Source organism: Rahnella laticis (assembly GCF_015644585.1).
GTDB lineage: Bacteria > Pseudomonadota > Gammaproteobacteria > Enterobacterales > Enterobacteriaceae > Rahnella > Rahnella laticis.
The window spans coordinates 1-24,794 of the sequence record NZ_JADOBI010000002.1 but is presented as its reverse complement, the minus strand read 5'-3'; the positions used below and the strand labels follow the sequence as shown (position 1 = coordinate 24,794).

Genomic DNA, 24,794 nt, shown 5'->3' with positions numbered 1-24,794 from the left:
CGGACTTTCAAGGAGAGATAAACATGTTTGATTTAGACAGCATTGTTGAGACTGAAACCGAATTGCAGGATCTGGAAGAAGTGGTAATGGGGTTAATTATTAACTCCGGACAGGCGCGCAGCCTGGCGTACGCCGCGCTGAAAAAAGCCAAAGAGGGCGATTTTGAGCAAGCGCGCGCGGTGATGGCGCAGTCAAAAATGGCGCTGAACGAAGCGCATCTGGTGCAGACCAAACTGATTGAAGATGATCAGGGTGAAGGGAAAACCAAAGTCAGCCTGGTGCTGGTCCATGCGCAGGATCATCTGATGACGTCGATGCTGGCACGTGAACTGATTGCAGAACTCATTGAGCTTCATGAGAAAATAAAATAACGTAGGGATCCAGGATGCAGCCACAGGTATTGAGCATGGAAATCAAGACAGCGCGCGAAAATCAACTCTTCGACGGTCAAAATTTCCACATGTTCATCTACAACAAAGTAGAGAGTATTTCCGGGCTGCATGAACATGATTACTACGAATTTACCGTGGTGCTGACGGGGCGGTATTACCAGAACGTCAACGGGAAAAGGGTATTGCTGGAGCGCGGAGATTTTGTTTTTATTCCTCTGGGTTCGAATCATCAAAGCTTCTATGAGTTTGGCGCGACAAGAATACTGAATGTCGGCATCAGTAAAGCTTTTTTTGAGCAGCATTATCTGGCCCTGTTACCGGCACAGTTTATTGCGTCGCAGGTTTATAAAATAAACCACGAATTTCTGAATTATATTGAGTCCGTCACGGCGTCCCTTAATTTTCGTAACGGCGAGTTTAATGAATTTCTTGAGATGGTAACGTTTTATATCGTTAACCGTCTGCGCCACCATCGTGAATCGGAAGTGACCGCGGATATTCCGGGCTGGCTGACGATGGCGGTTGAGAAAATGCATGATAAATCGCGTTTCGGGGACAAGGCTTTATCCAATATGGTGCAGTTATCCGGTAAGTCGCAGGAATATCTGACCCGCGCCACACAGCGCCATTACGGCAAAACGCCGATGCAAATCATCAATGAGATTCGTATTGATTTTGCGAAGAAGCAGCTGGAAATTACGAACTACTCCGTCACCGATATTGCATTTGAGTCCGGTTACAGCAGCCCGAGTATGTTTATTAAGAATTTCAAAAAGCTGACTTCATTTACGCCGAATCATTACAGAAAGAAATTATTCAGCATTAACTAAATATCCATTTATATTTGGATTTTTGAAATTAATCGGTTTTGTAATTTACAGTGCATTATTATTGCACGGGAGCTCCTATGCGTAAAAAACTGAAAGTGGTCACCATCGGTGGCGGAAGCAGTTATACCCCTGAATTACTTGAAGGCTTTATTAAGCGTTACGATGAATTACCGATTACTGAATTGTGGCTGGTCGATGTTGAAGGCGGAAAAGCCAAACAGGATATTATTTACGATCTGTGCGTGCGCATGGTTGAACGCGCGGGTGTGTCAATTGAAATACACAAAACGCTCGATCGCCGTGAAGCGCTGGCTGGCGCTGATTTCGTCACCACGCAGTTGCGCGTAGGGCAATTAAAGGCGCGTGAGCTGGATGAACGTATTCCGCTGAGCCACGGCTATCTGGGCCAGGAAACCAACGGCGCGGGCGGGTTATTCAAAGGCTTACGCACAATCCCGGTGATTTTTGACATCATCAAAGATGTCGAAGAAATTTGTCCTGACGCCTGGGTGATTAACTTCACTAACCCGGCGGGCATGGTGACAGAAGCGGTATTCCGTCACACCCAATTCAAAAAATTCATCGGCGTCTGCAACATTCCTGTTGGCATGAAAATGTTCATTCAGGATGTGCTGAAACTGTCAGCGGAAGACGATTTGTCGATCGACCTCTTTGGCCTGAACCACATGGTCTTCATCAAAGACGTGCTGGTTAACGGCGAATCCCGTTTTGCAGAGCTGCTCGACGGCGTGGCGTCCGGCACACTGACCGCCGGTTCGGTGAAAAATATCTTTGATTTGCCATTCAGCGAAGGACTGATCCGTTCGCTGAATCTGCTGCCATGCTCGTATCTGCTGTATTACTTCAAGCAGAAAGAGATGCTGGCGATTGAAATGGGCGAATTCTACAAGGGCGGCGCGCGGGCAACCGTGGTACAGAAAGTCGAAAAACAACTCTTCGATCTGTACAAGAACCCGGAGCTGAACGTCAAACCGAAAGAGCTGGAACTGCGCGGCGGCGCGTATTATTCCGACGCGGCCTGCGAAGTGATCAGCGCGATTTACAACGACAAGCAGACCGAGCAGTACGTCAACTTCCCGCACAACGGCCATATTGATAATATTCCGGCTGACTGGGCGGTGGAAATGACCTGCACGATTGGCCGCGACGGCGCGAAGCCGCATCCGCGTGTCACGCATTTTGACGATAAAGTGCTCGGCCTGATCTACACCATTAAAGGCTTTGAAATCGCGGCCAGTGAGGCGGCGTTGAGCGGAAAACTCAATGACGTTCTGCTGGCTCTGAACCTCAGCCCGCTGATTCATTCCGATAAAGATGCCGAAATACTGGCGCGGGAAATGTTGCTCGCCCATGAAGCGCTGCTGCCGAATTTTGCCGATACCATTGCCGCGCTGAAATAATCCGCCGCCCTCCCGTAAAAAGGAGGGCGCGTTAAAAAGGGACGCTTATGGATAAATTACTGATTGTGAACGCCGACGATTTCGGGCTGTGCAAAGCGCAGAATTACGGAATTATCGACGCGTTCAACAACGGCGTCGTGACGTCCACCACGGCGATGATGAATATGCCGACCATCGGGCACGCTGCGGCGCTGAGTGCGGCAAATCCGGGGCTGGCCGTCGGGATGCATTTTGTCCTGACGCTGGGAATACCGCTTTCGCCGATGCCCGGTCTGGTGCGCGAAAACGGTGAACTGGGGAAATGGATCTGGGAAATGGCGGAGCAGGGCACGCTGCCGCTTGATGAGATTAAACATGAGCTGAAAGCCCAGTTTGCACGGTTTACAGAACTGTTTGGCCGTCTTCCCACGCATATCGACAGCCATCATCACGTGCATCTGCTTGCGCCAATATTTCCGGTTGTGGAAGATTTTGCGAAAGAACAGGGCGTGGCAATACGCATCGACCGCGATGAAATCAGAAAAGGCGAAATTGTTCTGCGCGGCGCGCAAAGCACGCAGGGTTTCGACAGTACTTTCTACGGCGAGGCGATTTCAGAAGCGTTGTTCCTGAATACGCTGGATCAGGCCACCGCGCGCGGCGACGAGTCCGTGGAAATTATGTGCCATCCTTCGTTTATCGATAACACGATCCTGGCGAGCAAATATTGCTATCCGCGGCTGGCAGAGCTGGATGTTCTGACGTCCGCATCGCTGAAACAGGCGATTGCAGAACGCGGGTTCAGGTTGGGGACGTTTAAAGATTTATAGGTTTTTTTAGCAAACCTTTCAATGTTAATGAGTTAACGCCCCCTGATGTTTGCCGGTAACGCAAGGATTGGGGGCAGTCCAAATTTCCTTTCTACGCAAATTCATGATGTTATCTGGGTAAACATGGTATCGGCGGGGCCTGCATTACACGGAGTATTCAGTAGGAGGGACGCCCAAAACACTTTTGAATGAATAGCTGAACGCTGCTGTACTTGAGTACCCCATTTCGAGCGCTATTGTCGTGACGCTTTTACTTTGTTTAAGCATGATAACAGACTCAAATATCCGCATTTTCTGCTTCCAGAGACTAAATGATAAACCGGTTTCCTTTTTAAACTTTCTTGAAAAGTTCCGCGTAGACATGCCTACGTTGGCTGACCAGAATTCAATAAAATGCTCAGAACCGGGTGATTCCAATATAGTACGGCACATTTCGTTTAACGCCGGACTTTGCGGCCAGGGAAGGACAAAATCCACTTGCGGTAAATTAAAGATAATATCCAGCAAGACGCTGACCAACTTGCCGTCTTTCCCATGTTCATCGTATAACTCCGGAATGGTTTCGGATGCATAATGTATGAGTTCTTTTGCAACGTCACTGATGGTCACGGCTTTACACATGGTGATGGTGTCGTCTACGACATCTGTTTCGATATCCAAACTTTCAAGGAATACATCATCCATGGCCCACACGGTATGCTCCATATAAGCGGGGATCCAGATACCATAATGTGAAGGGACGATCCAACAATTATCGGCGGTCTCAAGGCGCATATTTCCATTTCGAGCGCAGTGAAATTGTGCAAATTCATGAGTATGTGGTAAGACGCCCGTATTTGATTTAATTAAATAAGAGCGAAAATGAACAGGACGGCGCTCCTTGGGCATTGGATAGTCCTGCGATGAAACCCAATTTCTTTTAGCTGAGGCTTTCATTGCCGATTCCCTGAGAACATCTTGCTTAGACTTCTTATCGATAAAGATTGTCCTGTCATGATAATACATTTACAACATTTATAGATAATAATAATTCCCATGAATTGTTGTGGGCAATGAAATTTCCGTTCGCAATGAATAGTGCAAGCTATTGATTAAATGGGTTAATTTTGAAATATTTTGCTTCCGTTACTCAGCATACAAGGTATGACCCATGGCCACTCATGGGAAAGAACCTTTTACAGAAAGCTGATATTCAGATAGAAGGAATCCGCCCCTGGGATATCAGAATACGCCATCACGGCTTCTTCAAGCGCATTATGCTACAGGGTCTTTTGGGACTGGGTGAAAGTTATATGGACGGGTGGTGGGAATGCGATCGTCTGGATATATTCATCTACAAATTTCTCGCCCATAAATTAGATGAAGCAGTGCCCGGATATTACAGTGATATCATGATGGGATTAAGTGGAAAAATATTAAGCCGGAAATCGGATGATTGTGGCTGCAGTGCTTTAGAAAAAGAATACGGTATAGGTTACGATGTTTTCGCTCATATGCTCGATCCGTATATGCAATTTTCTTGTGGATACTGGAGGGCGGGCGCAACGCTGGCTGAAGCCCAGGAAGCTAAATTGAAAATGGTTTGTGAAAAACTTCAATTAGCACCGGGGATGCGTGTATTAGATATCGGTTGTGGTTGGGGGGGAACTGCAGAGTATATGGCACGTCATTATGATGTCTATGTCGAAGGTATCACTAATTCTACCGAAGAACAGAAAGTCGCGCAGTCGCGGTGCCAGGGACTTGATATAACGATAATGCTCGAAGACTATCAGGATCTGCCTGACGATAAATTTGACCGCATTATCGCGCTCGGCGCGCTTGAGTATGTGGAGCTAAAAAACTATCAAAATTTTTTTAAAGCAGTTGCTCGCAGTTTGAAACCTGATGGTCTTTTCCTTTTGCACAGCACTGGTAGCACCCAGCTGGTTAATCATGTCGGCCCCTGGTTAAATAAGTATATCTTTCCCAATGGATGCCTGCCTTCAGGGCAGCAATTAGTCCAATCAATTGAACCTTATTTTAAAATTGAAGATTGGGATAACTTAGGTACGGATTATGATAAAACATTGATGAGTTGGTTTGAGAAAATAAACGAGTCCTGGCCTGCGTTGTCAATGAATCATTCTCCGAAATTGAAACGTATGCTTGATTATTATTTATGTTCTGGTGCGGGATTTTTTCGTGCAGGAAAAATTCAGCTCCGGCAGATACTGCTTTGTATAGGGGGTGATGGTAAGACTATTTAAAAACACGGTCTTCATTTTCTAAAGAATTTTTTCTTTATCTGCATGCGGCAACGCCATTTATTAAATCAGAGAAATTATGAAACATACTTTATTACTGTCTTCTGTCATTATTGCACTACTGTCTGTGTCCGGTTGTTCAAGCTATAAGTCACTCGAATTGAGTCAACAACAAGTCCATGCTTCTTCTGCTTCTTCTGCTTCTTCTGCTTCTTCTGCTTCATCTGATTATACCTATTATAAAATTGATCCACCTTTGTACGGAGGTGATGTTGTGCAATATTCATTGCGTAACGGAAGTAGCGGTACACTTACTGTGAAAAGAACAACACCACAAACATTAATCAGTGATGACGGACTCGTGATTAATCTGTCGGATCTCGTTTCACTTAAGCGTAAAGAAATATCCAAAGGAAAAACAGCTGCCGCTGTCGGTACCGGTGTTGTTAGCACCGTGGTGGTTGTGACGGCTGTCGTGGGTTTAGCTTTTGGGGCTGGCATGGTTGCGATGTTATCAGCAAGCTAACGTATTAATGGAAATCAATTGTTGTAATTTGAGGCGCAGTGAGATGAAAGTGGAGTTGAATAAGAGTACGCCGGAAAGAATTTTACATGCTGTTCTTTTCGAAGTACTTGGGAATGTTGTTATAGCCATTTTCCTCGCCTACAGTCTGAAAGTTTCTTTGATACAGTCCGGGACGTTATCATTCATTTCCGCTCTAACTGCGACGGTCTGGAATTACGTATTCAATAAGATTTTTGATGAGATTCAGAAGCGGTTTTTATTTGAGAGAAGCTTCCCGATCCGAGTTTTGCATGCCGTCTTATTTGAAGTTGTACTTGTGCTTTCACTCACGCCTGTCGCGATGTTTTTACTTAAGTTAACGGTGACTGAGGCATTTTGGGTAGAAATAGGCTTAATATTTATTTTCTTACCTTATACGTTAATTTTTAATTGGGTCTATGACTATATACGTTGGAGATTTTTGGCCAATGAGTAGATTAATTATTTTAATTGAGTTGAGAAGGTTGCACAAATGAACAGTGTGGATTTATTAAAATTTAAGGCCAGTTCTCTGGAAAGTAAGGGGCTAATACGAAGAGCAATATCAATCTGGCAGGATATTTCGATTAATCCAAAGTTAAGTAAGCACGATAGAGATCAGGCGATGCGTAGCTTGAATCGTCTTACGTCCGCGATTCAACAAAAAGTCGATATTCAGAGGGAGAAACTAAAGACCTATCCAGACAGATATAAAAATGTCGAGTCAGATAAAGAAAAGATTATGCATCTTTATCGGCAAGGATTAACAACACGGGAAATACAACAGATTACACAGCGATCCAGGGATTTTATTTATAATTGCAAGAAGAAATCATGAATTTTTAGGGGTTTTAATCAAAAGGCACGCGAATGAAAAAAAATATGATCGTACCTAAGGACTATAACGAATGGCAGAGAATCTGCCGTGAGCTCCTTGATGACGCGGGGATCGAGATTGGTGGTGGTGAGACGTATGATATTCATGTCAAAACCCCAAAATTCTATAAGCGTGTTTTAAAAAGAGGGTCGCTTGCATTGGGTGAAAGTTACATGGACGGGTGGTGGGACTGCGCCAGGCTTGATGTATTTTTTACTAAAATCATTAATGCAGATTTACAATCCCGTGTACCGGATAATTTGAAAGATATCATCAGAGTGGCCGGGGCGAGATTCATAAACTTTCAATCCAAGAAAGGAGCCCTGAAAGTTGGTAAAGAACACTACGATCTGGGCAATGACCTTTTTTGTCTGATGCTCGATCCCTGGATGCAATACTCTTGTGGTTACTGGAAGAACGCTGAAAATTTATATCAGGCGCAGCAAAATAAACTTAAATTAATTTGTGAGAAGTTGAAGTTAGAAAAAGGGATGAGCCTGCTGGATATTGGCTGCGGCTGGGGAGGACTTGCGGCATACGCTGCCGAACATTATGGTGCAAAAGTCACGGGGATTACGATATCAGCAGAACAGCAAAAAATGGCGCAAGTGCGCTGCGCCAGTTTCGATGTCGAAATTCTGCTTCAGGATTACAGGGAACTTGACAGGAAATTTGACCGCATCGTTTCTGTCGGAATGTTTGAGCATGTAGGGCCTAAAAACTATGCGACTTACTTCGATGTGGTGAACAAAAATCTGAAACCAGATGGAATTTTCTTATTACACACAATTGGTGCTAACAAAACTGAGGTCAACGTCGATCCCTGGATTAATAAGTATATTTTCCCTAACGGATGCCTGCCTTCTCTTTCGCATATCGCCTCGGCCAGTGAACGGTATTTTGTTATTGAAGATGTACATAATTTCGGGCCAGATTATGACAAAACGCTTATGGCCTGGAGTGAGCGATTTCTGGCCTCCTGGAAACATATCGAAGGGAATTACTCAGAAAGATTTAAAAGGATGTTTACCTATTATTTGAATTCGTGTGCAGGCGCTTTCAGATCTCGTGATATTCAGCTCTGGCAGGTCGTCTTTACAAGAGGGTTAGAAGGCGGTTTGATCGTCCCCCGCTAATAATAATGCAAAAATTATGGGTTGAAACCGACAGCTTGCTACATGCCAGCTGCAGCTTAGCGGCTACCGATCAACCCAGTCCAAAATATTGTCTGTCAGCTGAATATTGGCGATTGCGAAAAGCGCCCTGCGTCTGACCTAAATCCGGCTTTCCGCTTTAATCCATTGCATAAAATCATCGATAAACACCCGCGTTTTCAGCGGCAGGAGTTTGTTGGGCAGGGTGATCGCGTAGGTGTTGCGCGGGAGAGGGTTTTCCACGCGCCAGTCAGGTAAAACGCGGCGCAATTTACCGCTGGCGATATACCGGTTGGCGATAAAAGTGGGAATCAGCGCTATGCCGACGCCTTGCAGAATGGCGTCGATCATGGCGTCACTGTTATTGATCATCAGCCGTGGAACCAGCGTCACACTTTCCATGATTTCATTTTGCCAGAAGCGCCATGCGCCGCGAAATTGCCGTTCATCAGGGAAAAAAATGTTGTGTTTGATGAGTCCGGCGGGGAAATCCGGCAGGACTTCGTCGTAATCCGCGGAACACACTAATACGTAATCGATCGGCATCAGGGCGCGGGCCACCATGTTTTCCGGCGGGCTTTCGGTGACACGCAGTGCCAGGTCGTAAGCGTCCTGCGCCAGATTACTGACCCGGTCAGACAACGTCAGCTCGACGTTGATCTCCGGGTAACGGCGTAAAAACGCGGGCAGAAACGGGGTAAGGAGGATTTTACCCAGCGTATTCGGCGCGGTAATACGCAAAACACCCTGAGGGGTATCACTGAAACTGTCTGCCTGAGAGAAGAGGGCCTGCGTGGCGGATAATACGGCCTGCGCCTGCCGGTAAATCTCGAGCCCGACCTCGGTTGTCGTGACCGATCGCGTGGAGCGGGTAAATAACACTACATTGAGGCGTTTCTCCAGCCTGTCGATCATCCTGCTTACTGACGAGGGGGCCATCGAAGTCTCACGTCCTGCCGAAGAAAAGCTCCCTTTTTCAACCACCTGAATAAAAACGGACAAACTGGGAAGCAGTTCTGCTAACTCACTTGTGTTCTTCACGCATAGCTCTTTTGTTTCTGGGATATCTAGCCAAATTAGCATCAAGCCGTATGATGTTCAACAGAGGGTTCATCTGGTGCAAATCGACCATAATAGTCAATTTATTTAATGGGTTAGCTATGTCAAACCAAACGGTAATTGAAATGATCCGCCAGCGTGATGTGCTAAATGTTGGCGTTAGTCTGGGTTTCAGAGGGTTGTCGTTTCGTAACGCAATAAAGAATTGCTGGGAAGGGTTCGACATTGATTTAGCCCGGGCAGTGGCGGTCGCGGTGTTTGGCGATGCAGGAAAAATCCATTACATGCCCTTGCAGTCTGGTGACCGTTTCCGGGCGCTGCGTGATGGTGTGATTGATCTGGGTTCGTTCAATTCCAGTATTACCTTCCAGCGTGAGGCGGAATCAGAGGTCACTTTTGTTCACCCGATGCTGTTTGATGGTGAAGTGCTGATGACGCCGGCCAGTAATTTGCTCGAACCGGTTGAACAGGCCAGTTATACCCGCAAGCGCCGGATAGCGGCGATGCGCGGTTCGACAACCGAAGAAAATCTGAAGCGTTATTTTGGAAATTTAAACCTGTCCTGCGAAATCAGTCTGTTTGATTCGCCGACTCAGGCACGCCAGGCTTATCAGCATGGTGAATGCAATATCTACTGTCTCGACTCCTATCTGCTGGCCGGTGAACGCGCTCAGCTGAAGGATAAAGACGCGCACATTATCTTGCAGGATCGTATCTCACTGGAAACCATGTCACCGGCGGTGGCATCGCATGATCCGCAGTGGCTGAAAGCGGTAACCTGGGTCATGCGTGCGCTGATTGAAGCGGAAAACCTGCAAGTCAGCAGCAAAAATATTCATGAAATGAGTCAGGAGGCGACGGGTTATCTTAAGACCTTCCTGTATCCGTCAGAACAGAATTGTAAAAATCTGGGCCTGCGCCCTGAATTTATTCGCGAAATTATTCATCAGGTAGGCAACTACGGTGAGATATTCCAGCGCAATCTGGGTAAATACTCAGAACTGAATCAGGCGCGTCGGGATAATAATTTATGGTCGCAGGGCGGGATGTTGTATTCGCCTTTGTTTATATAGCCTCTGATTTATATTTATACTTAATTTTATTACGTTATTTCCGTGCGGTCATCCTTTAAATATTCTTTGGCAGGAACATCATGAGTGAACTATTGGCTGAAAAACAGCAAGAGATTATTTTGTCTGGCTCTGTGAAAAAGAATTTCGGTTATTTAGAGACGCAACCCGATAATGTTGATGCCAGCGTTATCAGAAATATTATTCTGCATGGACATCATCAGGGCAATGTTTTATATGTTATTCGTAATTTCGCGAATAAAAAGATTTGCCAGGATGTAGCTGAAAACTTCAATAAGATGGTAAATCGTAACGGCGGTGGAAACCGTGCGGATGACGGTTTTGTGCTGACCAACCAGATTGGCGCCACGCAGTTCTCACGTAATGGCGAACAATATATGGCGGAAGTGAACCGGGTGAATGCCAGCGTCGCCGAGCTGATGTCAGTGACCGACACGTATGCCACAGAATCCCTGTTCCTCAACCGCACGCTGGAAGATTTATTCCTTGAGGAAGGCATTCACTTTGGTCCGGCACGTTATAAAAATACTTACGCCTGTTTTGCCACTTTCCGCCGCTGGCTGGATAACGGGGCCATGTCACTGATGCCGCATGAAGACCGCGCTCAGCTTAAGTTTGCGCTTCAGGATAATTTCGAAATTGCCGATGCAATGACGGTGACTGCTTTCAACGTGTGTCTGGAAGCGGCGCAGGGCGGCGGCGAACTGAAAATGTGGAATCTCGACCCGGACGAACTTTGCCGTGCGCGCTTTGGTGTGACGGACACCGGCTATCCGTATCCGCCACATCTGCTCCAGGGCGTGGAGTCGTTATCCGTGCAGCTGAACGCCGGTGACATTTACTTTATGAATGCCTGTCATTTGCATGGTGTAAGCAGTGTGAGTCAGGGAAGCCGTCTTACAGCCGGGCGCTTTATCGGCAGACTTAATAACAGCAAAGTGGTGTATTGGACATAATCGGAATGAATTAACAACGGCGATTTATTCTCTCTGTATTCTGAATTAATAATGAGTCTGATATGAAACATGTTAATCATCTTGCTGCCGAGGGATACGCTTTTATTCCCGGTAGTTATTATCAGGTGTTGCCTGATACCCATTACGAAAATAAAGATATTTTTCTTTCGGATCTGGAACAGTTAAAACTGGCGTACGAAAGTCTGACGCTGGATCCTTATTCTCCGGGCAACCGCTGGCGCGGATATGCGCAATGCCGTCGCGACGCAGAGGGGAAACTGTTTTTTGGTCATTTCACAGCCTATAAGCAAACTAAAAAATACAATCCGGATACCGGCGGCATTATTCGCCAATATCCTTTGTTGCCGGAAAATATCACCGCGAACCGTCTGATGCAGGCAATTTTGCAAGACGATATCGCTTTTGTTGAAGCCTATGAACGTATCGGGCCGCTGGAAGAACTGACCGTCGGCATTCATCTGTTTCGCTACGAAGCGCAGTGCGATGCACCTGCCTACAGCTCACCCGTGTGGCTGCATAAAGATGATGAGGATGTGGTGTTCGTCCATCTCATCCATGCCTCCGCCAATATGCTGGGTGGCGACAATCTGATTGCGCCGAACCCTAAAAACATTGAGCGGGTGCTGCGCCTTGAGAACCTGTTCGACACGCTGGTGGTGAATCACGACAAATATCACGCCGTGACGCCGGTCGGTTGCCGCGAACCCGGAGAGACTGCCGTGCGCGACATCATCCTGGTCACGTTCCAGCGCACTGAAGGAGAGGCCGCATGAGCCTGAACCATAAAGCTTTTATCACTGGCGCATCCAGTGGGATCGGCAGGTCGATGGTGGCGGCTTATCTGGCAGCCGGTTACGTGGTCGAAGGCATTGACTGCGCCCCGTCCGTTTTCACCGATGAGCCTGACTACTCTCACCATCAGCTGGATATTACCGACTCCGTACGCCTCGATGCCCTGTTTGAAACGGCAGAGTACGCCAGCGGCAATAACGTCTTAATCAACTGTGCCGGCACCCGCGAAATCTGCCGCATTGATGAATTATCGCTGTCGCTGTGGGAACGCGTTTTTGCCGTCAACGTGACCGCCAGTTTCGTTGCCGGGCGTGCCTTCTGCCAGCAACTGGTTCGTCAGAACTTACCGGGCAATGCCGTCAATATCGCCTCGGTATCGGGGCTGATGGGCGAGCCGGATCGCACCGCGTATGTCTCATCAAAACACGCGGTGATCGGCCTGACGAAACAACTGGCGCTCGAATACGGCAGGCATCAGATCCGGGTGAATGCCATTGCGCCCGGCGTTATCCGCACGCCGCTGACCGAGCCTTATTACGACAACCCGGCGCAGATGGAGAAGATCCAGCGCGGTCAGTACCTGCCTGTGCTGGGCGAAACGCAGGATGTGGCACAAGCGGCGATGTATCTCACCTCGCCGGAAGCGCGATTTGTGACCGGTTCCACACTGGTGATTGATGGCGGCTGGACGATTGGTAAAGAGCTTTAATCCGATGGCCAGCATAACGGCCACTTATGACTTGCAGGAGTTTTAACATGAACAACACCTATATTCTGATCCTCGGCGGTGAATTTGCTTTACGTGAGCGTGTTTTAGCCGGTGCCCTGCGGGCTTCTGGCGGCATGCGGGTTCTGACTATGGCGAAAAACCGCACCACGCCGACAATCAAATTCTTCGACGGCTTTTTGCCGGGCGACGTGGCCGATGCTGAAGCTGTACTTTGCGCGGTCCTGGACCACGAACGCAAGACCGGTGAAACCCCTGCGGCGGTGATCCCGATGAACGATTTCACCGTGCGCGCCGCCAGCCTGCTGACTGAGCATTACCAGCTGCACGGGAACGACAGCCAGACGATCACCAACTGCCGCGACAAATTTGTCATGAAGCAGATCCTGCAAGCTGCTGGCCTGCCGGTGCCCCGCTTCGCGGCGTTTCGTACCTTAAACGAACTCAAAAAACTGATCGCTGAGATTGGTCTACCGGTGGTGATTAAACCACGTGAAATGGCGGGCAGCCTGGGCGTATTAAAAATCAGCCGTGAAGATGAAATCGAAGAGGTATTCGGCAAATGTGTGACCGATGTGATTTCACTGAACGGGGAATCTTTTGCGCCGGAAGACCTCTTCCAGGTCGAGGAATATGTTCCGGCCTGGCAGGAAGTCAGCGTCGAGGTGATCAATCAGGGCGACTATCATCGCGCGATGGCCGTGACCGACAAATACCTGGGCGAAGAGCCGAATTTCGTGGAAGTGGGCCACAGCATGCCGTCGCTGCACAGTGACAATCAGAAACTGCGTGATATCGCCGAACGTGCCTGCCATGCGCTGGGGATCCGCTACGGCGTGGCGCACTTTGAAGCGCGTATTACGCCGACGAATGAAATCAAAATCATTGAAGTGGGGGCGCGCACCGGTGGCGACACCATCATGGATCTGGTGGAAAGAACCTACGGCATCAATCCTTATGAACTGCACGTGCTCAGCCATCTGAACAAACTGAAACCCCTGCCTGACACCCTGAAGCCCCGCGGTCTGAGCGCTGTTGCTTTTATTAAAGCCGACGAAGGCGTGATTGAAAAAGTCACTTTGCCCGCCAGCCTGCCAGACCACGTAGTGAATATGCAGGTCACGGCTAAGCCGCTGGATACGTCGAAAAAGCTGGTGTCATGGAAAACCCGCGAAGGTTCGGTGGAGTATTTCTGGCCACAGCGTGCAGCGGAACCGGGATTTGATGAGCATTTAACGATTGCCGATCAGTACGCGCGTTCGCTGTTTACGCTTCGTCAGGCCTGATATTAACCGGGCCGCCGCGCCTGTGCCGGTGGCCCCTGAACTCTTTTAAGGATAGTGATGATATGAACAGTGATCGTTTTGGATTAAAACGTTTTGTCTTTTCCCGCTTTGCCGGGTCACTGTGCGATCAGTTCCTGCTGTTTGCCGTGCCGCTGGCGATTCTGAAAGCCACCGGATCCCTGACCTTTTCGTCGCTGGCTTTCGTCATTGAATGGCTGCCGCGCATTCTGTTTTTCCCGCTGTCTGGTTTTCTGGCAGACCGTATCAAACCGCGTTTTATCTTCTTCAACGTGGAAGCAGGGCGTTCGGTACTGATGGTGGTGGCCTTCCTGACTCTGACTTTTCACCCGAGCGCCACGTTCCCGGTGCTGGCCGTCATGATGGCACTGCTGTCAGTCGCCTATGTGCTGAACTTTGTTGCCACTGAGGCGCTGTTGCCGCGCCATATTCCGGCCAGTACGTTGCCGAAAGCGCATTCCATGCTGCAAGGCGTTGATCAGATTACGCAAGTGCTCGGCCCAGCGCTGGCGGTAGCTATTTCTGTGTACGGCGGCGTCGGGGCAATTTTAGCCTGTGCCGCCGTGCTGTTTGCCATCTCGGCCATCAACTATTTGTTCCTCGAAACACACGATCTGGTGGTTGCTGAGAAGATGAGTTTCCGCTCAATTGTGGAATCGAACCTGACGGCGATTCAGGTGCTTAAGCAGAATAAAATCCTGCTGCATCTGTGTGCGCTAACCTGGGTGGTGAATCTGGTTTACGGGGCGGCGCTGGTGGTGAGTGCGGCGGTGATTCTGAAAGAATTCCACCTGCCGGAAAGCTATTTTGGCGTATTACAAACGTCCGCCGCGCTGGTCACCATTGTGACGTTTATCTTTGTGCCGCGTATTGCCAAACGCTTTGGCCTCTCGACGCTGGGAACGCTGTCATTTTGCGGGATGATTTTGTCTGGTGCGCTGATGTCGCTGTCACTCGATTTCGCGATGTATCTGGTGGGTTATGCGGTGCTGATGGCTTTCGACGGCGCATTCAGCGTTTACCTGCGCACCTTACGCAGCCAGATTATTCCCCAAGAGCATCTGGGCAAAACGATGGGGCTGATTGGTCTGATGAATATGTGTTCGGTGCCGGTCAGTGGTCTGGCGGTAACGGCGCTGGCGGGCAGTTTTATGCCGCTGCAAATCATCGCCATTATCCTGGCTTTCGCGCTGGCATTAGGGCTGGTGCTGATCGTCGTCGGTCGCCGCGCCTTTGGCTACCGCAGCTGGTTACCGCCGGTGATTGCGCAGCCGCAGGTTTAAAAAAGGATTACCCCTTACCCGGCCGGGTAAGGGGTGTATTTGCTAAAACAACACCCTCAGAAAGAGAAGCACGAACACCCAAGTGCGCCCCAGAAGGCGTTGTCGTCAGAGACCGGAACGTCGGATCCGCGGGCGATGTCGTGGCTGTGTTTATGCACGCCGCAAGGGCCGACGCACTGATGAGCCTGACGAACGAGCCCGACGCGTGCCGTACCTTGCGGAGGTGCGGAGCGGTAATGCCCCGGCACGGTGGTGACCGGCGACCAGTCCGGCAGAACCGGGATAGCTGGCGGTGAAAGCGGTGAGAATCCACCCGCGGCGTACACCACTTTGCCGTCTACTACCGTCATCACCGATTCAATGCCTTTGATGCGTTCTTCCGGCACGCTGAAGAAATCTTCAGAAAGCACCGCCAGATCCGCCAGCTGCCCGGCTTTGATTTGGCCTTTTTTGCCCTGCTCGCTGGAGAACCACGAGCTGCCCTGCGTCCACAACATCAGCGCGGTTTCGCGATCGATTCTTGCGTCGTCATCGTACATCGCCATTCCGCCGACCGTGCGGCCGGAAACCAGCCAGTAGAGTGCCGTCCACGGGTTATAACTGGCCACACGGGTGGCATCGGTGCCCAGCCCGACCGGTAAACCGGCGGACAACATTTTCGCCACCGGCGGGGTGTGTTTGGTGGCTTCAAGGCCGTAGCGCTCAGCGAAATATTCCCCCTGGAATGCCATGCGGTGCTGCACCGCAATCCCGCCGCCCAGCGCTTTGACGCGCTCAATATTACGTTCGGTGATGGTTTCTGCGTGGTCAAAGAACCAGTGCAGGCCGTTAAACGGAATATCGCTGTTCACTTTCTCAAACACATCCAGCATGCGGCTGATGGATTCGTCATATGTGGCGTGCAGGCGGAATGGCCAGCGGTGCTCGACCAGATGACGCACCACGCGCTCAAGCTCAATTTCCGTACCCGGCGGTAAATCCGGGCGCGGTTGCAGGAAATCTTCAAAATCTGCCGCCGAAAACACTAACATTTCGCCTGCGCCGTTATGACGGTAGAAATCCGTGCCCTGACCGGGTTTGAGCATGTCGGTCCACAGTTTGAAATCATCCAGCTCATGCTGCGGACGCTGGGTAAACAGGTTGTAGGCGATGCGCACGGTCAGCTGATTTTTCTGATGAAGTTCATCAATGATCTGATAATCCTCAGGATAGTTCTGGAAGCCGCCGCCCGCATCGATGGCGCTGGTCAGCCCGAGACGGTTCAGTTCGCGCATAAACTGGCGCGTGGAGTTCACCTGTTGTTCCAGCGGCAGTTTTGGCCCTTTTGCCAGCGTCGAGTACAAAATCATCGCGTTGGGTTTGGCAATCAGCATGCCCGTCGGGTTGCCGTTGCTGTCACGCTGAATTTCGCCGCCCGGCGGGTTTGGCGTGTCCTTGGTATAGCCGACCACTTTCAGCGCGGCGCGGTTTAGCAGGGCGCGGTCATAAAGATGCAGGATGAAAACCGGCGTATCCGGCGCGGCCTGATTGATTTCATCCAGCGTGGGCATGCGGCGTTCGGCGAACTGAAATTCAGTCCAGCCGCCCACGACGCGAACCCACTGCGGGCCTGGCGTGCGCATGGCCTGATCTTTGAGCATCCGCAGCGCATCGGCCAGAGAAGGCACGCCTTCCCAGCGTAATTCCAGATTGTAATTCAGACCGCCGCGGATCAGGTGAAGGTGCGAGTCATTAAGGCCGGGAACCGCCGTGTGACCTTGCAAATCAATCACCTGCGTACCCGCATCGGCGAACTGCATCACTTCATTTTCTGTGCCGACGGCAAGGAATTTGCCGTCTTTAATTGCCACAGCGTTCGCCAGCGGTTTTTCGCGGTCGACGGTGTGGAATTTACCGTTGGTTAAGATCAGGGAAGCGAAATGAGTCATTGGAAAAGCTCCTGTCATTGCGCGGTTGTGCGCGTCAGCCATGAATGGAAAACTCGGGTAATAATCGGCATCCAGAGGAATACCACCAGCGCAACGACGGACGCGTCATTGAGTAAATGGCCGCCCTCCGTGCCTTTGAGCTGCGGCAAAAGGAGACCCCAAAACCAGGGAACGATGTGCGTCGACGGGTAAATTACCAGCAGGGTCAGCAGATATTGCTTCCAGCGTGCCGGAGGACGAACGGTGGCGCTGGGCGGGGTGAACCAGAATTCGGCGCCGGGACGCACTTCCGTGCTGTCGCTTTGTAAAAGCAGCGGGCTGACTTCATCCACCAGCTGTTTGCGCAGGTCTGATTTGTGCCAGGCGTTGAGATTTTCCAGCGTGTCGAAGCGCACCAGAATGGTGTAGGCATCGCCGCTGCGGCTCGGACGGATAACGTTGACGCCCAGATGGCCCGGAAAGGTACTCGCCTGCGGCATGATTTTATTCAGCCAGGTTTCGTACTCTGCTTCACGGGCAGGCGCAACTTTGTGCGTAATGACAAGCGTGACGTGCTGCTTGTGGGTTTGAGACTGGGACATTAACCACCTCACCTGTTGAAAATAAAATCATTTATCGAATCAATGAAATGATATTAGTTGGCGAGTTGAATCAATGATAGGCGAGAATTTTGGCCTTCTTGTTAAGTTTTTTTGTTACTCATTTTCCCCGACCACGCGCAGGCTGCGCTGCTTCATAACGCGGTGCAAATTCGATTCCAGCCAGTTCGCCAGCCCGGAAACCTGATCCTTCACCTCAATACCCAGCGGGGTCAGACTATACTCAACGTGCGGCGGTACGACCGGGAATGAACGGCGGTCAACAAAGCCATCTTCTTCTAACGACTGCAACGTCTGCGCCAGCATTTTCTCACTGACGCCCCCGACTTTGCGGCGCAGTTCGCTGAAACGCAGCGTTTCGTCACTCAGGGCGAGCAAAATCAGTAAACCCCAGCGGCTGGTGATGTGCCGGAGGATTTCGCGGGAAGGGCAGTTTGGGTCGAGCACTTCGCCCCGGCGGATCTGTTCCGTGAGGGGAAGGCGCTCAGTCGTTTTGTCGGAAGGAATTATTTTCATACTAACCTTTTGGTGCGTACTTACGAAAAGTTAGTATATCGCATAGGATGTTTTCAGAGCCAGCGTCTTTCGGGCCTCATGTTGAATAAAATACTTTTTGGAGAAACAAAATGATTGCAATCACCGGTGCTACCGGCCAGTTAGGCCGCCTCGTTATTGCCGCACTTTTGAAGAAAGTGCCTGCTAACCAGATTATTGCTGCCGTGCGCAGCCCGGAAAAAGCCAAAGACCTGGCTGATTTAGGTGTGGAAGTGCGTCAGGCCGATTACAGCCAGCCTGCAACATTGGATTCCGCGTTTAAAGGCGTTGAGAAACTGCTGCTGATTTCATCCAGCGAAGTTGGTCAGCGTGAAGCGCAGCACAACGCGGTGATTGCCGCTGCGAAACGCGCAGGCGTTAAATTGCTGGCATACACCAGCCTGCTGCATGCAGACAAAAGCCCGCTGGGCCTGGGCGTGGAACACCGCGCGACGGAAAAAGCACTGAGCGAATCCGGCGTGCCTCACGTTCTGCTGCGCAACGGCTGGTACACCGAAAACTACGCGGCAAGCGTGGCGCCTGCACTGGCACACAATGCGTTTATCGGCGCTGTCGGCGAAGGGCGTATTGCTTCTGCCGCACGTCAGGATTATGCCGAAGCCGCCGCCGCAGTGCTGACGCTCGATAATCAGGCGGGTAAAGTTTACGAATTAGCCGGTGATGAGGCGTATACGCTGGCTGAATTCTCCGCAGAAATCGCGAAACAGTCCGGTAAAAAAGTGGATTACGTTAATCTGCCGGAAGCGGAATTTGCGAAAGCGCTGATCGGCGCAGGTTTGCCGGACTGGCTGGCGAATATGCTGGCAGATTCTGATGCGGGCGCGGCAAAAGGCGGTCTGTTTGATGATTCTCATACATTGAGCAAACTGATTGGTCGCCCGACAACACCGGCAAAAGACGTGATTGCCGCGACGCTGAAAGCGCTCTGATTTGTTAAATGTTGTTCATTATCTGTGACTCAGCGGCCTGCAATTTTGCGGGCCGTTTATCTTTCTTCCTGATCCCTGTTCCCGCCGTCTGTTAAGCGCAACACCATCTGGTATTATCAGAAAGTCCGCATAAATACTCAGGTGATCTTATGACAGAAAATGAATTCAGACTGCTGCTCATCGATAATGGTTTTGACGAGCCGGTGCTGGTCGAGCGGGAACCGCTAATCCGTCTTGAAAAACACGCTCACCCGTTCGAAGCCATGGCTTTTATCCTCAGCGGCGAAATCACTATCACCACCCAAAACGGGCTCAGAACCTATTGCACCGGGGAGATTTTTCATCTTCAGCCCAATGAAATGCACGAGGAAGAGTTCGGCGATCAGGGCGTCCGCTACCTTTCAGGGCGTAAAAGTTTGCAGTAAATCGCAGATAAAAGAATGCCCGTCAGGGGAAACGGGCATTGGAATGAGTTACAAGGGGAAACCTTAAATCGACTGTAGCAGGCTACAGATGAGCTTTATAATAATCATTTAATGTGACGTTTGTGTGTAGGAACAATCTGTTTTCTGCTAAATGTGGCAACAAATTTTCAACGTTCCCTCGCTATACAACAGGTTAATTTCGCGGCAGAATACGCGCCCTTTTTGGCGAGAAAAACAGCGAGCGGAGAATTCTTCAGTGAAAATCAATGTCATTGGTACCAGCGGAAGCGGGAAATCAACACTGGCGCGCGGGATTTCTCAGAAGCTGAATATTCCGTATATCGAACTGGACGCATTGTTCTGGCGGGCAGACTGGCAGGGCACGCCGGATGAGGAATTTTTCGCCCGGCTGGGCGAAAGGCTCTCCGCCAGCGAAGGCTGGGTGCTGGACGGCAATTATAAACGCACGCAGCCCGTTAAATGGCGGGAAATCGATCTGATTATTTGGGTGGACTACTCGTTCGGGCGGACGCTATTTCAGGCGGTGAAACGTGCCGCCACACGCGCATGGCGCAAGCAGGAAATTTGGGCTGGAACGGGAAATCGTGAGACGTTTCGCAAAAGCTTTTTCAGCCGGGATTCCATTATTTTGTGGACGCTGAAAACCTTCGCCAAAAACCGCCGCCAGTATCAGGCATTGCTGGTGGATCCTGACTGGCAGCATGTTCGTTTTGTGCGTTTACGTTCACCCCAGCAGGCTCAGGTTTTTCTCCGTAATCTGACCCAGCTGTAACACCATCCACGGGCTGAACGCCCAGGGTGTTGCACGCACGCCGTTCAGCAAATCTTCCGGCTTTACCCATTGATAATCCATGACTTCCGTGTCGCGTGGCTCGGGAGCCTTACGGCAAAATGCGGAAAAAATCGGGCAGAATTCGTTCTCGACAATCCCGGAAGCATCGGTCGCGATGTACTGGAATTCTCCGATCAGCGAGGTGATTTTTTCAACCGATAAACCCAGTTCATACTGGCATCGACGGTAAACGGCTGCCTGCAATGATTCGCCGGGAAGCGGGTGCCCGCAGGCAGAGTTCGTCCAGACACCGGGCCACGCGATTTTGTTCAGGGAGCGGCGCGTGATCAGCAACTCGCCGCGATCGTTGTGGATGTAGCAGGAAAAAGCCAGATGCAATGGCGTCTGAGCGTTGTGCACCAGCGCTTTATCCATGGTACCGGCCGGTTGATTTTTAACATCAAGCAACACGACTTCTTCAATCATAAAACTCTCCGTTACTCCTCCATCATCGCTTTCAACAGGCGAACCAAATGCTGTTGATCATCAGGAGAAAGTCTTGCCAAAAACTCAGTGTCTACCTGCTGGCCGAGCGGCTGGGTTTTGGCCAGAACCGCTTTTCCTTCCCCGGTCAGGGTAATAAAACGCCGGCGTTTGTCCGCCGGATCCGCCTCACGGATTAACAAACCGCGCGACTCAAGTCGTGAAAGCATTTCCGTCAGCGTGGCCTTGCTGCTGATGGCAACGTCGGTCAGCTGAACCTGTTCAATGCCCGGGTTTTCAGCAATTGAGCGCAATACCGCGTACTGAGGTTTGGTCAGATCCGGAATGCATTGCTGCCATCTCGCGGTGTGTTGCTGGAAAACCTTACGCATTAAGTGAAAGGCTTCCTGTCTCAATTGTGTGCTCATCATCGTTCCCGGCTTTCTTATGGTTTCGCCCTATCTTAGCAATCTATGGATCTCGAATGCGACAGACCATTGCGGGGATTTGAAAATGAGTATAAGGTAAAAATAGTTCGTATACGAACAATATATTCAAAAAGGCCAACGTGAGTGAGGGTGGTATGAGACTGATTGTGGGGATGACCGGCGCGACGGGCGCACCTTTGGGCGTCACGCTGCTGAAAGCGCTGCGGGAAATCGACGGAGTAGAAACGCACCTGGTGATGTCGAAATGGGCGAAAACCACCATTGAACTGGAAACCCCGTATACCGCTCGTGAAGTCGCTGAAATGGCTGATTTTACGCACAATTCTGCCGATCAGGCGGCCACGATATCCTCCGGTTCATTCAAAACCGACGGCATGATTATTATTCCGTGCAGCATGAAAACGCTGGCCGGGATCCGCGCCGGTTATGCCGAAGGGCTGGTCGGCCGTGCGGCGGATGTCGTGCTGAAAGAAAACCGCAAACTGGTGCTGGTTCCGCGTGAAACACCGCTCAGCACCATTCACCTCGAAAACCTGCTCGCGCTGTCGCAAATGGGCGCGGCGATCGTGCCGCCGATGCCTGCCTATTATAACCATCCCGAGACAATTCAGGATGTTACCGACCATATCGTGACCCGCGTGCTTGACCAGTTTGGCCTTGAATATCACCGCGCAAAACGCTGGGCCGGGCTATCGCCAAAAAGTGACGACGTCACGTTGTAGCGTTCAATTTCTAAGTTCTAAAACACGTAGTAATCCTTCAACCGAAACAGGAGAGTCGAGATGGCTTTTGATGATCTGCGCAGCTTTATGAGCGCACTGGATGAAAACGGACAACTGCTGAAAATCACCGAACAGGTGAAAGCAGAGCCTGATCTGGCCGCGGCGGCGAACGCCACCGGTCGTATCGGCGAAGGCGCGCCCGCGCTGTATTTTGACAATGTGGAAGGGTTTACCGACGCCCGTATCGCCCTGAATACGCTAGGCTCCTGGCAAAACCATGCGATTGCGATGGGGTTGCCGCCCAATACATCGACCAACGAACAGATTGCCGAATACATCCGCCGCTGGGATACCTTCCCGGTGAAACCGGAGCGACGCGATAATCCGCCGTGGGCGCAAAACACCGTCGATGGCGAAGACATTAACCTGTTCGACATCCTGCCGCTTTTCCGCCTGAACGACGGCGACGGTGGTTTCTATCTCGACAAAGCCTGCGTCGTTTCCCGCGACCCGACCGATCCGGACAGTTTTGACAAACAAAATGTCGGCATTTACCGGATGGAAGTGAAGGGCAAACGCAAACTTGGCCTGCAGCCGGTGCCGATGCACGATATCGCGCTGCATCTGCATAAAGCCGAAGAGCGCGGCGAAGATTTACCGATTGTTATCACGCTGGGCAACGACCCGATCATTACGCTGATGGGCGCAACACCGCTGAAATACGACCAGTCAGAATATGAAATGGCCGGTGCGCTGCGTCAGGCGCCGTACCCGATCGCCACCGCGCCGCTGACCGGTTTCGACGTGCCGTGGGGTTCAGAAGTGATCCTCGAAGGCGTTATCGAAGGCCGTAAACGTGAAATCGAAGGGCCGTTCGGGGAGTTCACCGGGCACTATTCCGGTGGCCGCAACATGACCGTGGTGCGCATTGATAAAGTGTCGTACCGCACCAAACCGGTATTCGAATCCCTGTATCTCGGGATGCCATGGACCGAAATCGATTACCTGATGGGCCCGGCGACCTGCGTGCCGCTGTATCAGCAACTCAAAGCCGAATTCCCGGAAGTGCAGGCGGTTAACGCCATGTACACGCACGGGCTGCTGGCGATCATTTCCACCAAGAAACGCTATGGCGGATTTGCGCGCGCGGTCGGTTTACGCGCCATGACCACGCCGCACGGGCTGGGCTACGTGAAAATGGTGATTATGGTGGATGAGGACGTCGACCCGTTCAACCTGCCGCAGGTGATGTGGGCGCTTTCCGCGAAAGTCAATCCGGCGGGCGATCTGGTTCAGTTGCCGAACATGTCCGTGCTGGAGCTGGATCCGGGTTCTTCTCCCGCGGGGATCACCGACAAGCTGATCATTGATGCCACCACGCCGGTCGCGCCGGATAACCGCGGGCATTACAGCCAGCCGGTCCGTGATTTACCGGAAACCAAAGACTGGGTTGTGAAACTAAATTCCCTGCTGGCGGGCCGTCAGGCCTGAGCATTAACTGACTGAGTTAAGGAGTGATTATGATTTGTCCACGTTGTGCCGGTGAGCATATCGAGCTGATGGCGGTATCGCCGGTGAAAGGGGTCTGGACGGTACATCAGTGCCAGCGTTGTTTATACACCTGGCGGTCAACGGAGCCGTTACGGCGCACCAGCCGGGAGCATTACCCGGAGGCGTTCCGGATGACGCAGGCGGATATAGATAATGCACCGATGGTGCCGTCGGTGCCGCCGCTTTTAGGGGAATAGTATTGGGCTGCTGCCCAAACCCGCAAGACCTTGGGCTCGCCGCCCAAACAGGCTTTAAGCGCCAGCTTGGTGTAAGTTTCGGTTTTTCAATTGCGGTGATCGCTCAGCGACTCGCGCCGAAACCGACAAAGAGGGAGGAAAGCGCCTCCCTCTTTGAACTCCCCGCATTTTCTACGGCGCGCTGCCGCTGGCTGGCTATGTTCCAGTACCTCTTGTTATTGCCGCGAAAACTTGCCGCTGCGCGGTACCTTCATTTCGGTGTTACTCGGCCCGCGGCCTCACCCTTCAGGTCGTCACTTCGTGACGCTGTCTCGCTTCGCTCGTCTCAAGCCTTTCGGTCTCGAAACGCTCATTCAGCAAGCTTTCTGAAAGCGGCTGGAGGCTTTTTCAATTCAAAATCAGCCTGCATAAATTCTCCGAATTACATAGCCTTTGGCCGCTTTCAAAACGACGTCGAGTGAGTGGTGAGAAACAGCGAGAGTCATTTTTCGAGCAAGTTCGAACCCGAGGCGAGAGAACCGCGCAGCGGCGGCGTTTGCGGCAATAGCCGGAGTTGCTGAAACATACTTTACAAGCGGCAGCGCGCAGTTAAAAAGCGCGGGTGTCCAGAGGGCGCGCGCGTTAACGCGCCCTTTGGGCCAGTTTGGGCGGCGAGCC

Annotated in this window: 29 protein-coding genes; 21 read left to right on the top strand and 8 right to left on the bottom strand. The window is 50.9% G+C overall.

Annotated features, from left to right (window positions below; genetic code table 11):
• The first annotated feature begins 23 nt into the window (after nt 1-23).
• The 4 genes from chbA (at nt 24) to chbG (ending at nt 3,452) form a co-directional block, all read left to right on the top strand.
• Nucleotides 24-371 carry a PTS N,N'-diacetylchitobiose transporter subunit IIA gene (gene chbA / locus IV433_RS03325; RefSeq protein WP_195813000.1) on the top strand — a complete coding sequence of 116 codons (348 nt, stop codon included), beginning with the start codon at nt 24-26 and terminating at the stop codon, nt 369-371.
• A 14-nt stretch (nt 372-385) separates the two neighbouring features.
• Complete coding sequence (chbR, locus tag IV433_RS03320; RefSeq protein WP_195812999.1) at nt 386-1,222, top strand: transcriptional regulator ChbR; 837 nt, start codon at nt 386-388, stop codon at nt 1,220-1,222.
• A gap of 77 nt (nt 1,223-1,299) precedes the next feature.
• Nucleotides 1,300-2,643: a 6-phospho-beta-glucosidase gene (locus IV433_RS03315; protein ID WP_195812998.1), complete on the top strand. Its 1,344-nt coding sequence runs from the start codon at nt 1,300-1,302 to the stop codon at nt 2,641-2,643.
• A gap of 47 nt (nt 2,644-2,690) precedes the next feature.
• On the top strand, nt 2,691-3,452 hold the full coding sequence (gene chbG / locus IV433_RS03310) for a chitin disaccharide deacetylase (protein WP_195812997.1): 762 nt from the start codon (nt 2,691-2,693) through the stop codon (nt 3,450-3,452).
• 144 nt (nt 3,453-3,596) lie between these two features.
• On the opposite strand, the gene IV433_RS03305 is transcribed toward chbG, so the two are convergent.
• A complete protein-coding gene (locus IV433_RS03305; RefSeq protein ID WP_195812996.1) occupies nt 3,597-4,388 on the bottom strand; it encodes an AraC family transcriptional regulator in 792 nt (263 codons plus the stop codon).
• 170 nt (nt 4,389-4,558) lie between these two features.
• Between IV433_RS03305 and cfa (IV433_RS03300) the strand changes: the two genes are divergently transcribed.
• The 5 genes from cfa (IV433_RS03300) (at nt 4,559) to cfa (IV433_RS03280) (ending at nt 8,255) form a co-directional block, all read left to right on the top strand.
• Nucleotides 4,559-5,701, top strand: a complete 1,143-nt coding sequence (gene cfa / locus IV433_RS03300; protein ID WP_255533953.1) for a cyclopropane fatty acyl phospholipid synthase — start codon at nt 4,559-4,561, stop codon at nt 5,699-5,701.
• Nucleotides 5,702-5,777: 76 nt separating this feature from the next.
• The gene (locus tag IV433_RS03295; protein WP_195812994.1) at nt 5,778-6,224 is read left to right on the top strand and encodes a hypothetical protein; all 447 of its coding nucleotides are present in this window, start codon (nt 5,778-5,780) and stop codon (nt 6,222-6,224) included.
• 43 nt (nt 6,225-6,267) lie between these two features.
• Nucleotides 6,268-6,699, top strand: coding sequence for a PACE efflux transporter (locus tag IV433_RS03290; RefSeq protein WP_195812993.1), 432 nt, complete (start codon nt 6,268-6,270; stop codon nt 6,697-6,699).
• Nucleotides 6,700-6,735: 36 nt separating this feature from the next.
• The gene (locus tag IV433_RS03285) at nt 6,736-7,080 is read left to right on the top strand and encodes a hypothetical protein (RefSeq protein WP_195812992.1); all 345 of its coding nucleotides are present in this window, start codon (nt 6,736-6,738) and stop codon (nt 7,078-7,080) included.
• A gap of 32 nt (nt 7,081-7,112) precedes the next feature.
• A complete protein-coding gene (cfa, locus tag IV433_RS03280; RefSeq protein WP_195812991.1) occupies nt 7,113-8,255 on the top strand; it encodes a cyclopropane fatty acyl phospholipid synthase in 1,143 nt (380 codons plus the stop codon).
• Nucleotides 8,256-8,393: 138 nt separating this feature from the next.
• On the opposite strand, the gene IV433_RS03275 is transcribed toward cfa (IV433_RS03280), so the two are convergent.
• On the bottom strand, nt 8,394-9,356 hold the full coding sequence (locus tag IV433_RS03275; protein ID WP_229893191.1) for a LysR family transcriptional regulator: 963 nt from the start codon (nt 9,354-9,356) through the stop codon (nt 8,394-8,396).
• Nucleotides 9,357-9,433: 77 nt separating this feature from the next.
• Between IV433_RS03275 and IV433_RS03270 the strand changes: the two genes are divergently transcribed.
• The 6 genes from IV433_RS03270 to IV433_RS03245 all read left to right on the top strand — a co-directional run bounded on the left by IV433_RS03270 (nt 9,434) and on the right by IV433_RS03245 (nt 15,506).
• The gene (locus IV433_RS03270) at nt 9,434-10,405 is read left to right on the top strand and encodes a transporter substrate-binding domain-containing protein (RefSeq protein ID WP_195812989.1); all 972 of its coding nucleotides are present in this window, start codon (nt 9,434-9,436) and stop codon (nt 10,403-10,405) included.
• A gap of 80 nt (nt 10,406-10,485) precedes the next feature.
• On the top strand, nt 10,486-11,379 hold the full coding sequence (gene hilA, locus IV433_RS03265; protein ID WP_195812988.1) for an L-isoleucine 3(1)-dioxygenase: 894 nt from the start codon (nt 10,486-10,488) through the stop codon (nt 11,377-11,379).
• Between the two features lie 62 nt (nt 11,380-11,441).
• A complete protein-coding gene (gene hilB, locus IV433_RS03260) occupies nt 11,442-12,173 on the top strand; it encodes a 3(1)-hydroxy-L-isoleucine 4-dioxygenase HilB (RefSeq protein ID WP_195812987.1) in 732 nt (243 codons plus the stop codon).
• Entirely contained in the window at nt 12,170-12,901 is a 732-nt protein-coding gene (locus IV433_RS03255) for an SDR family NAD(P)-dependent oxidoreductase (protein ID WP_195812986.1), read from the top strand. The genes hilB and IV433_RS03255 overlap by 4 nt, the downstream gene beginning before the upstream one ends.
• 47 nt (nt 12,902-12,948) lie before the next feature.
• Nucleotides 12,949-14,205 carry an ATP-grasp domain-containing protein gene (locus IV433_RS03250; RefSeq protein ID WP_195812985.1) on the top strand — a complete coding sequence of 419 codons (1,257 nt, stop codon included), beginning with the start codon at nt 12,949-12,951 and terminating at the stop codon, nt 14,203-14,205.
• Between the two features lie 62 nt (nt 14,206-14,267).
• Nucleotides 14,268-15,506 carry an MFS transporter gene (locus IV433_RS03245; protein ID WP_152326771.1) on the top strand — a complete coding sequence of 413 codons (1,239 nt, stop codon included), beginning with the start codon at nt 14,268-14,270 and terminating at the stop codon, nt 15,504-15,506.
• A gap of 56 nt (nt 15,507-15,562) precedes the next feature.
• Here IV433_RS03245 and IV433_RS03240 read toward each other — a convergent pair whose 3' ends face one another.
• From IV433_RS03240 to IV433_RS03230, 3 genes are all read right to left on the bottom strand, one after another.
• A complete protein-coding gene (locus tag IV433_RS03240) occupies nt 15,563-17,434 on the bottom strand; it encodes an amidohydrolase (RefSeq protein ID WP_195812984.1) in 1,872 nt (623 codons plus the stop codon).
• Between the two features lie 14 nt (nt 17,435-17,448).
• Nucleotides 17,449-18,015, bottom strand: coding sequence for an antibiotic biosynthesis monooxygenase (locus tag IV433_RS03235; protein WP_195812983.1), 567 nt, complete (start codon nt 18,013-18,015; stop codon nt 17,449-17,451).
• A 114-nt stretch (nt 18,016-18,129) separates the two neighbouring features.
• The gene (locus IV433_RS03230; protein WP_195812982.1) at nt 18,130-18,549 is read right to left on the bottom strand and encodes a winged helix-turn-helix transcriptional regulator; all 420 of its coding nucleotides are present in this window, start codon (nt 18,547-18,549) and stop codon (nt 18,130-18,132) included.
• 110 nt (nt 18,550-18,659) lie between these two features.
• On the opposite strand from IV433_RS03230, the gene IV433_RS03225 reads away from it, so the two are divergent.
• The 3 genes from IV433_RS03225 (at nt 18,660) to IV433_RS03215 (ending at nt 20,735) form a co-directional block, all read left to right on the top strand.
• Nucleotides 18,660-19,517 carry an SDR family oxidoreductase gene (locus IV433_RS03225; protein WP_195812981.1) on the top strand — a complete coding sequence of 286 codons (858 nt, stop codon included), beginning with the start codon at nt 18,660-18,662 and terminating at the stop codon, nt 19,515-19,517.
• 149 nt (nt 19,518-19,666) lie between these two features.
• The gene (locus tag IV433_RS03220; protein ID WP_195812980.1) at nt 19,667-19,942 is read left to right on the top strand and encodes a cupin domain-containing protein; all 276 of its coding nucleotides are present in this window, start codon (nt 19,667-19,669) and stop codon (nt 19,940-19,942) included.
• Nucleotides 19,943-20,198: 256 nt separating this feature from the next.
• A complete protein-coding gene (locus tag IV433_RS03215) occupies nt 20,199-20,735 on the top strand; it encodes a P-loop NTPase family protein (protein ID WP_195812979.1) in 537 nt (178 codons plus the stop codon).
• Here IV433_RS03215 and idi read toward each other — a convergent pair.
• Nucleotides 20,688-21,221, bottom strand: a complete 534-nt coding sequence (gene idi, locus IV433_RS03210; RefSeq protein ID WP_195812978.1) for an isopentenyl-diphosphate Delta-isomerase — start codon at nt 21,219-21,221, stop codon at nt 20,688-20,690. The two genes, IV433_RS03215 and idi, sit on opposite strands and share 48 nt — an antisense overlap.
• 11 nt (nt 21,222-21,232) lie before the next feature.
• Entirely contained in the window at nt 21,233-21,646 is a 414-nt protein-coding gene (locus tag IV433_RS03205) for a MarR family winged helix-turn-helix transcriptional regulator (RefSeq protein ID WP_195812977.1), read from the bottom strand.
• Nucleotides 21,647-21,801: 155 nt separating this feature from the next.
• Between IV433_RS03205 and IV433_RS03200 the strand changes: the two genes are divergently transcribed.
• The 3 genes from IV433_RS03200 to IV433_RS03190 are packed head-to-tail and all read left to right on the top strand — an operon-like array spanning nt 21,802 to nt 24,137.
• Entirely contained in the window at nt 21,802-22,389 is a 588-nt protein-coding gene (locus tag IV433_RS03200; protein ID WP_195812976.1) for a non-oxidative hydroxyarylic acid decarboxylases subunit B, read from the top strand.
• Nucleotides 22,390-22,449: 60 nt separating this feature from the next.
• Nucleotides 22,450-23,880, top strand: coding sequence for a non-oxidative hydroxyarylic acid decarboxylases subunit C (locus tag IV433_RS03195; RefSeq protein WP_152326781.1), 1,431 nt, complete (start codon nt 22,450-22,452; stop codon nt 23,878-23,880).
• 29 nt (nt 23,881-23,909) lie between these two features.
• Nucleotides 23,910-24,137: a non-oxidative hydroxyarylic acid decarboxylases subunit D gene (locus IV433_RS03190; protein ID WP_152326782.1), complete on the top strand. Its 228-nt coding sequence runs from the start codon at nt 23,910-23,912 to the stop codon at nt 24,135-24,137.
• 398 nt (nt 24,138-24,535) lie between these two features.
• On the opposite strand, the gene IV433_RS26095 is transcribed toward IV433_RS03190, so the two are convergent.
• Nucleotides 24,536-24,794 (bottom strand): hypothetical protein (locus tag IV433_RS26095; protein ID WP_229893190.1); only part of this gene is annotated, 259 nt, incomplete at its 5' end.